The following is a 7,009-nucleotide window of genomic DNA, read 5'->3' as shown; positions in this document are numbered from 1 at the left end:
CCCGCCGCTCCGAGAGCTCGGAGAGCTGGCCCGCCGCCAGATAGGCGTGGCCCATGGCGATCAGCGCCTGACCCGGCTCACAGCGCGCACGGCCGGCGCCGAGCACGGTCTCATAGATCTGGCGTACCCCTTCGATCAGCCTGTCCTGCCCCTCGGCCAGCTGCTCGACCCGCAGATCGCTGCTGCGCAGGAAAGGCACGGCGGCGCACCAGGCGGCGACCCTGCCCTCCCTGTCGTGCAGCGGCACCAGCAGGCGCTCCGTCTCAAGCCGTCCCTCGGCGTCCCGGCTGATGCTGCCCACCAGATGCAGATCGAAGGCCCGCAGCAGCTCGTGAGGGGCATCCAGCTTGGAGGGGGAGTCGTGGTTGCCGCCGACGAGCACCATGTCCAGCATCGGGTGTTCGGCCCGCAGCCTCGCCAGGAAGCGATAGAGTTGCTGCCAGGCGCTGGCGGGAGGATTGGCGGTATCGAACAGATCGCCAGCCACCAGCAGGGCATCTATCTGGCGCTGATCTATGGTGTCGGCCAGCCAGTCGAGGAAGGCATCGTGTTCGAAGCGGCGCTCATGGCCATGGAGTTGATGGCCAAGGTGCCAGTCGGCTGTGTGCAGGATCTTCATGAGAAAGCGGCTCGGCATAGAGAGGGGGTGCCAAGGGCACCGAATGCAGACAGGATGCGGACAAGGCCCCCTTTTTTCAAGCGCCACCCGCCAACAAAGCGGGCGGCCGGGTCAGCTTCGGCCCGGTAGAAAATGCATCTGATACTGGGGGTGACCGGTCAGGGGATCCGAGACTTCGTCCCCGACGGTGAAGCCGTGGCGGCGGTAGAAGCGCACCGCCGGCTCATTTTCCACGAATACCCGGGTGTGCAGCTCGCCCCCCTGCTGTTTGGCCTCCTGCAGCAGGGCATGACCGACCCCGCGCCCCTGCCGGTCGGGACGCACGAAGAGCGCGGCCAGGAAGTCGTCCACCAGCGCCATGAAACCGAGCAGCTCGCCCCGCTCCTCGAATACCCAGATACGGGCATGATCGAGGTAACGGGTTCGTAGCTCCTCCTGAGCCTGCCACCAGCAGGACGCATCGACGAAGTCATGGGCCTGCAAAGACGCCAACAACCAGATTTCGACTATTTCTTCCATGTCTTGCGGCCGACTCGCTCTCAACATTTTTTTATCCTTATTAACAAGCTGAACACAAGCAGTCTAGGGGAGTTCGGCCGCCGCCCCAGTGCCGAACATGGTGCCCTGTGAACTCGATCGCCCTTTATTTAGCGAGAATGATTGGCTGATCACAAAGCGCCTCTCTAGTACAATGCCCGCCGGACAATCTATGAGACCGAGGACGCCATGTGGTTTAAAAACCTGCAGATTTATCGCTTTACCCGCCCCTTCGAACTGACCGTGGAGCAGCTGGAAACCCAGTTGGAGGCCTGTGCCTTCACCCCCTGTGGTAGCCAGGACATCTCCCGGTTCGGTTGGGTCAAGCCCCTTGGCAAATTCGGCTCCACCCTGACCCACAGCGCCTCCGGCCACATCCTGCTCTGCGCCCGCAAGGAAGAGAAAATGCTGCCGGGCACAGTGATCAAGGAGATGCTGGCGGAGAAGGTCGAAGCGATCGAATTCGAGCAGGGCCGCGCCCTCAAGAAGAAGGAGAAGGAGGCGCTGAAGGAGGAGATCATGCATACCCTGCTGCCCCGCGCCTTCAGCCGCACCAGCCAGACCTTCGCCTGGATCAACCCGGCCGACAACCTGATGGTGGTGGATGCAGGCTCCGCCAAGAAGGCGGACGATCTGCTGGCGCTGCTGCGCAAATCCATCGGCTCCCTGCCGGTGGTACCGGTGGCGCTCAAGAACCCGCCCGAGATCACCATGACCGAGTGGCTGAACGAGGGTAACCTGCCCGCCAGCTTCACCCTGGAAGACGAGGCCGAGCTGCGCAGTGCCATGGAGCACGGCGGTATCATCCGCTGCAAGCAGCAGGATCTGATGAGCGAGGAGATCAAGAATCACCTGGCCAACGACAAGATGGTGACCAAGCTGGCCCTGAACTGGGGCGAGACCCTGAGCTTCGTGCTGGGGGACGATCTCTCCATCAAGCGCCTCAAGTTCAGTGAAGAGCTGCGCGAGCAGAACGACGACGTGACCAGCGAAGATCCCGCCGCCCGCCTGGACGCCGACTTCGCCCTGGTGACCGCCGAGCTGGCCCAGTTCATCCCGGCACTGTTCGCCGCCCTGGGGGGCGAGGAGCAGTCCATCTAAGGACTCAGCCCTGCTGGCGACAGAAGCCATCGTACAAAAACCGCCGTTCGGCGGTTTTTTTCATTCTGGTGCCAGGCGAACCGGCGGCATCCGTCATAGACGATGCAACTCAGAGCGCCCCGCGGTCCTTCAAGAGCCCATGGAGCCGCTCGGCCAGGGCGCGATACCCCTGCTCGTTGAAGTGCACCGAGTCTGACTTGAGCCCGGGGCTGCGCAATAGCTCCCCAATGCTGTCGTTGTCCAGCACCAGCCCATAGTGCTCCGCCAGCTCCCCGTAGAGGGGGGCCCCGTCGGCAAACAGGGACTTGCGGGGTACCCCCACCAGCAGCACCTGGGCACCGCTGTCCTGCGCCGCCTCTATCATGGCGGCCAAGTTGTCCTTGAGCGCCCCCTCCCCGCTGCCCCGCAAGATGTCGTTGCCCCCCTCCAGCAGGATGACCAGTGCGGGCCTGTGCTCGGCCAGCAACCCGGGCAGACGGGCCCTGCCCCCCAGGCTGAGCTCCCCCGAGACGCCGCCATTGATGACGGTATGGCCGCTCAACTCAGCCAGCACACTGGGGTAGCTCTGGGCCGGGCCAACGCCGCGCCCCTCGGTCAGGCTGTCACCGAAGGCCAGTATGGTCGCCCCCTCGGCCAGAGGCTTGAGCCCGGGCTCCCCGCAGGCGGCCAGCAGCAGGCAGAGCAGCCCTATCATGGTTTCTCTCATCCACTTCTCCTTGTGGGTTGCCACCCTCATCCACGATGGCTTTGTGGCCGTATGAGTACAGAGACAATCTTTTCATCGAGGTTCGATTGTGCCACATTCCGACCGGTGAATGAAAAACAGACAAGGAGAGTGTCATGTCCCACCGATCCCTCGGCCTGCTGGCCGCCTTAGGCCTGCTCGCTGGCTGCGCCCCTCAGAATGCCTTCCACTACGTACCCCCGCCCCAGACGCTGCTAGCCCCCGAGGCGGCCAGCGGCTGGACCGACAAACCGGGCTGGCAGGGCCGTGACTTCATGGTGACGGCAGCCAATCCGCTGGCGGTGGATGCGGGCTATCAGATCATCAAGGCCGGTGGCAGCGCCGTCGATGCCGCCATCGCGGTCCAGCTGGTGCTGACCCTGGTGGAGCCCCAGTCATCGGGCATCGGCGGCGGCTCCTTGCTGCTGGTGTGGGATGGGAGCAAGGTGATGGCGGTGGATGGTCGGGAGACGGCGCCAGCAGCCGCCACGGATCAGCTGTTCATGAAGGATGGCAAACCCATGGCCTTCTACGACGGCGTGGTGGGAGGCCGCTCGGTCGGCGCCCCGGGCACGGTACGCGCCCTGGCGATGGCCCATCATCGCTATGGCAAACTGCCCTGGGCCAGCCTGTTCGAGCCTGCCATCACGCTGGCGGAACAGGGTTTTGTGATAAGCCCGCGCCTCGCCACCCTGATTGCCAAAGACCCCTATCTCGCCAGGGATCCCGAGGCCCGCGCTTACTTCTACCAACCGGACGGCGCCCCCAAGGCGGCGGGCACCAAGCTCACCAACCCGGCGCTGGCCGGGGTGCTGAAAACCCTGGCCCACGAGGGGGCTGACGCCTTCTATCGAGGGCCGCTGGCCGAGGCCATGGTGGCCAAAGTGCACCGGCATCCCACCAACCCCGGGGTGCTGGCGGCGGCCGATCTCGCCAGCTACAGCGCCAAGCTGCGAGACGGCCTCTGCTTTGATTACCGCCAGAGCGAGATCTGCGGCTTCCCTACCCCCTCATCCGGCACCCTGGCCCTCGGCCAGATCTTCGGCATGCTGGAGAGCCACGACATGGCGGTGCTCAAGCCGGTACAGGGGCCGGATGGCCGGTTGGCTGCCTCAAGCGATGCCATCCATCTGTATAGCGAGGCGGCGCGGCTCGCCTTCGCCGATCGCAACCAGTACGTCGCCGACGGCGATTTCGTCAGCGTGCCGGTGGCCGGGCTGCTCGACAGAGACTACCTCGCCGAGCGCGGCAAACTGATAGGCCCTAAATCTATGGGGCTGGCCAAACCGGGTACGCCGCCACAATCGCTCGCCAGGGGACGGGACAATACTCCTGAGCACCCCTCCACCAGCCATGTCTCCATCGTCGACCAGCATGGCATGGCGGTCTCCATGACCAGCTCCATCGAAGATGCCTTCGGCTCACGGCTGATGGTCAACGGCTACCTGCTCAACAACCAGCTCACCGATTTCTCCTTCACCTCGATGGACGCCGCCGGCCTGCCGGTGGCAAACCGCCTCGAGCCGGGCAAGCGCCCCCGCTCCTCCATGTCCCCCCTGCTGGTGTTTGACAAGCGGACAGGCGCCCTCGAGATGAGCCTCGGCTCCCCGGGTGGCTCCGCCATCATCAACTACGTGGGCAAGACCCTGCTGGGAACCCAGGATTGGGGGCTGAACCTGCAACAGGCCATCGCCCTGCCGAATTTTGGCAGCCGCAACGGCCCCACCGAGCTGGAGCAGGGCCGCACGCCCCAGGTCGTGATCCAGGGGCTCAAGGCCAGAGGGCACGAGGTGCTGCTCAATGAACAGACCTCGGGATTGCAGGGGGTGCAGCGTAACGCCAGCGGCTGGTTTGGTGCGGCCGATCCCAGACGCGAGGGGGTGGCCAGAGGCGAGTGACGGTCTCTGACGCTAGTCTTGAGTGCCCGATTGCAACGGAGGTGGCCTGGTGTCGCCTCCGTCCTTTCCACCCTCGATACTCCTCCGCCAAAGCCCCATAAAACTCATCACAGATTGATTGCGACTGCCAAAAAATGTGACAAAGCGCCATTCCTTCTCCCTAATTCTATGATTTATACGCGTTTAATCTCAAATACTGACTTAAACGTGGATAAATGTTGCTTGGAGTAAAAAAATACATTATTTTTCAATAGAAACGGCAACTGTTGTCCCCAAGATATTGTGCTTGCCCCGGCCAACATCTGTCTCTTTCGCCCCCTGCTCATTGACAGCTGCCCTCTTCACCCCCGCGGTGACCTGGTAGCCCCTGACTGCCATTAGCGAGGTGACGACATGGACCACTCACTCCCCCTTATCACAACCCTGGTTGGCGGCCTCGTGCTGGCCTATCTCTTCGGCATGCTGGCCCAGCGCCTGCGGATCTCCCCCATGGTGGGTTATCTGGCGGCCGGGGTCGTGTGCGGTCCCTTTACTCCCGGCTATGTGGCCGATCTGCAGCTGGCCCCCGAGCTGGCGGAGATAGGCGTCATCCTGCTGATGTTCGGGGTGGGCCTGCACTTCTCCCTGAAGGATCTGCTCTCCGTCAAACACATCGCCATCCCGGGCGCCATAGTGCAGATCACCCTGGCAACCCTGCTCGGCCTCGGCCTCTCCCAGCTGCTCGACTGGAGCATCACTGCCGGGGTGGTATTCGGATTGGCGCTCTCCACCGCCAGCACTGTGGTGCTGCTGCGGGCGCTGGAGAACCGTGGCCAGGTCGATACCAACGAGGGCCGCATCGCCATCGGCTGGCTCATCGTCGAAGATCTGGTGATGGTGCTGGCGCTGGTGCTGCTCCCCATACTCGCCAACCTGCAGCAAGGGGATGAGAGCCTGACCCTCGCCCATGTGCTCTGGGATCTGGGCCTCACCCTGGCCAAGGTTGCCGCCTTCATCGCGCTGATGGCCATCGGCGGTCCTCGCCTCATTCCCTGGCTGCTGGCCCGTACCGCCGCCACCGGCTCCCGGGAGCTGTTTACCCTGGCCGTGCTCTCCTGTTCGCTCGGCATTGCCTTTGGCGCCGTCAAGCTGTTCGGGGTCTCCTTCGCCCTCGGCGCCTTCTTCGCCGGGGTGGTGATGAACAGCTCGCACCTGAGCCACAAGGCCGCCAACGATACCCTGCCCCTGCAGGATGCCTTCGCCGTGCTCTTCTTCGTCTCGGTGGGCATGCTGTTTGATCCCACCATACTGCTGCGCGAACCGCTGGCGGTGCTGGCCACCATCTTCGTCATCGTCATCGGTAAGTCGGTGGCGGCCTTCGCCATAGTGCGGCTGTTTGGTCACAGCCAGCGTACCGCCCTGACCATCTCCGCCAGCCTGGCCCAGGTGGGGGAATTCTCCTTCATCCTGATGGGATTGGGAGTCATGCTGGATCTGGTGCCCGAGGTGGCGCGCGATCTGGTGCTGGTCGGCGCCTGTTTCTCCATCATGCTCAACCCTCTGGTGTTCAACCAGGCCGAACGCTGGCTGCGGCGCAACCCCGAGCCGCAGGTGGAGGAGAGCCCCCCGCTCTGCCCCTTGCAAGGCCATGTGGTGGTAGTGGGTGCCGACGGCATCGGCACTCACCTGATCCGGCAACTGCATGAGCAAGGGACTGAGATGGTGGTGATAGACAGCGATGAGCGGTTGCTCGACCCTTGGCGCGCCCAGGGCATCACCTGCCTGGCCGGCCATCCCGTCCAGCAGGATCTGCTCGCGGCGGCGCTCCCCAATGCCAGCTGGTTGCTGATCACCCTGGAAGACAGCCTGCTGGCCGGTGAGGTCGCGGCGGCTGCGCGTGAACAGGGCGCCCTGCTGCGGATCGCCGCCTGTGCCCATCAGGCCGAAGAGGTGCATCATCTCTTGATCCGCGGGGTGCATCAGGTGGTCAAAAGCGAGGAGGAGGCGGCGCGTCGTCTGTGCCAGCTGGCAGTCCAGCCAGCCTGAGACTCAGGCCCTTATTGAAAGCGCCAGCGGTCTGCGCCCCCCTGAAAAAGGGTGCGCAGCCGCACTTCCCCCCGTAAGGACCATCACTCAAACAAAAAGAGAGGG

The 7,009-nt window shown here is 63.9% G+C and carries 6 protein-coding genes; 3 read left to right on the top strand and 3 right to left on the bottom strand.

The window, feature by feature from the left end:
• Both BN1124_RS05305 and BN1124_RS05300 read right to left on the bottom strand, forming a co-directional pair.
• A partial coding sequence (locus BN1124_RS05305; protein WP_042640855.1) for a metallophosphoesterase family protein occupies positions 1–619 on the bottom strand: 619 nt, incomplete at its 3' end.
• A gap of 111 nt (positions 620–730) precedes the next feature.
• Positions 731–1,165 (bottom strand): GNAT family N-acetyltransferase, encoded by a 435-nt coding sequence (locus tag BN1124_RS05300; protein ID WP_042639838.1) that lies wholly within the window; start codon positions 1,163–1,165, stop codon positions 731–733.
• A 180-nt stretch (positions 1,166–1,345) separates the two neighbouring features.
• Between BN1124_RS05300 and rdgC the strand changes: the two genes are divergently transcribed.
• Positions 1,346–2,257, top strand: a complete 912-nt coding sequence (rdgC, locus tag BN1124_RS05295) for a recombination-associated protein RdgC (protein ID WP_033130457.1) — start codon at positions 1,346–1,348, stop codon at positions 2,255–2,257.
• Positions 2,258–2,366: 109 nt separating this feature from the next.
• Here the strand turns inward: rdgC and BN1124_RS05290 are convergent, their stop codons facing one another.
• Positions 2,367–2,963: a GDSL-type esterase/lipase family protein gene (locus BN1124_RS05290; protein ID WP_042639836.1), complete on the bottom strand. Its 597-nt coding sequence runs from the start codon at positions 2,961–2,963 to the stop codon at positions 2,367–2,369.
• 134 nt (positions 2,964–3,097) lie between these two features.
• Between BN1124_RS05290 and ggt the strand changes: the two genes are divergently transcribed.
• Both ggt and ybaL read left to right on the top strand, forming a co-directional pair.
• Entirely contained in the window at positions 3,098–4,879 is a 1,782-nt protein-coding gene (gene ggt / locus BN1124_RS05285) for a gamma-glutamyltransferase (RefSeq protein ID WP_042639834.1), read from the top strand.
• Positions 4,880–5,272: 393 nt separating this feature from the next.
• Positions 5,273–6,904 carry a YbaL family putative K(+) efflux transporter gene (gene ybaL / locus BN1124_RS05280; protein ID WP_042639831.1) on the top strand — a complete coding sequence of 544 codons (1,632 nt, stop codon included), beginning with the start codon at positions 5,273–5,275 and terminating at the stop codon, positions 6,902–6,904.
• The last annotated feature ends 105 nt before the right edge of the window (positions 6,905–7,009 follow it).

The sequence above is a fragment of the Aeromonas eucrenophila genome (assembly GCF_000819865.1).
GTDB lineage: Bacteria > Pseudomonadota > Gammaproteobacteria > Enterobacterales > Aeromonadaceae > Aeromonas > Aeromonas eucrenophila.
This window is presented reverse-complemented; position numbering and strand designations above follow the sequence as displayed.

Bases quoted from the DNA above. Each gene is read 5' to 3' on its own strand.
- BN1124_RS05300 (WP_042639838.1), bottom strand. From the start codon at position 1,165: ATGTTGAGAGCGAGTCGGCCGCAAGACATGGAAGAAATAGTCGAAATC.
- rdgC (WP_033130457.1), top strand. From the start codon at position 1,346: ATGTGGTTTAAAAACCTGCAGATTTATCGCTTTACCCGCCCCTTCGAA.
- BN1124_RS05290 (WP_042639836.1), bottom strand. From the start codon at position 2,963: ATGAGAGAAACCATGATAGGGCTGCTCTGCCTGCTGCTGGCCGCCTGC.
- ggt (WP_042639834.1), top strand. From the start codon at position 3,098: ATGTCCCACCGATCCCTCGGCCTGCTGGCCGCCTTAGGCCTGCTCGCT.
- ybaL (WP_042639831.1), top strand. From the start codon at position 5,273: ATGGACCACTCACTCCCCCTTATCACAACCCTGGTTGGCGGCCTCGTG.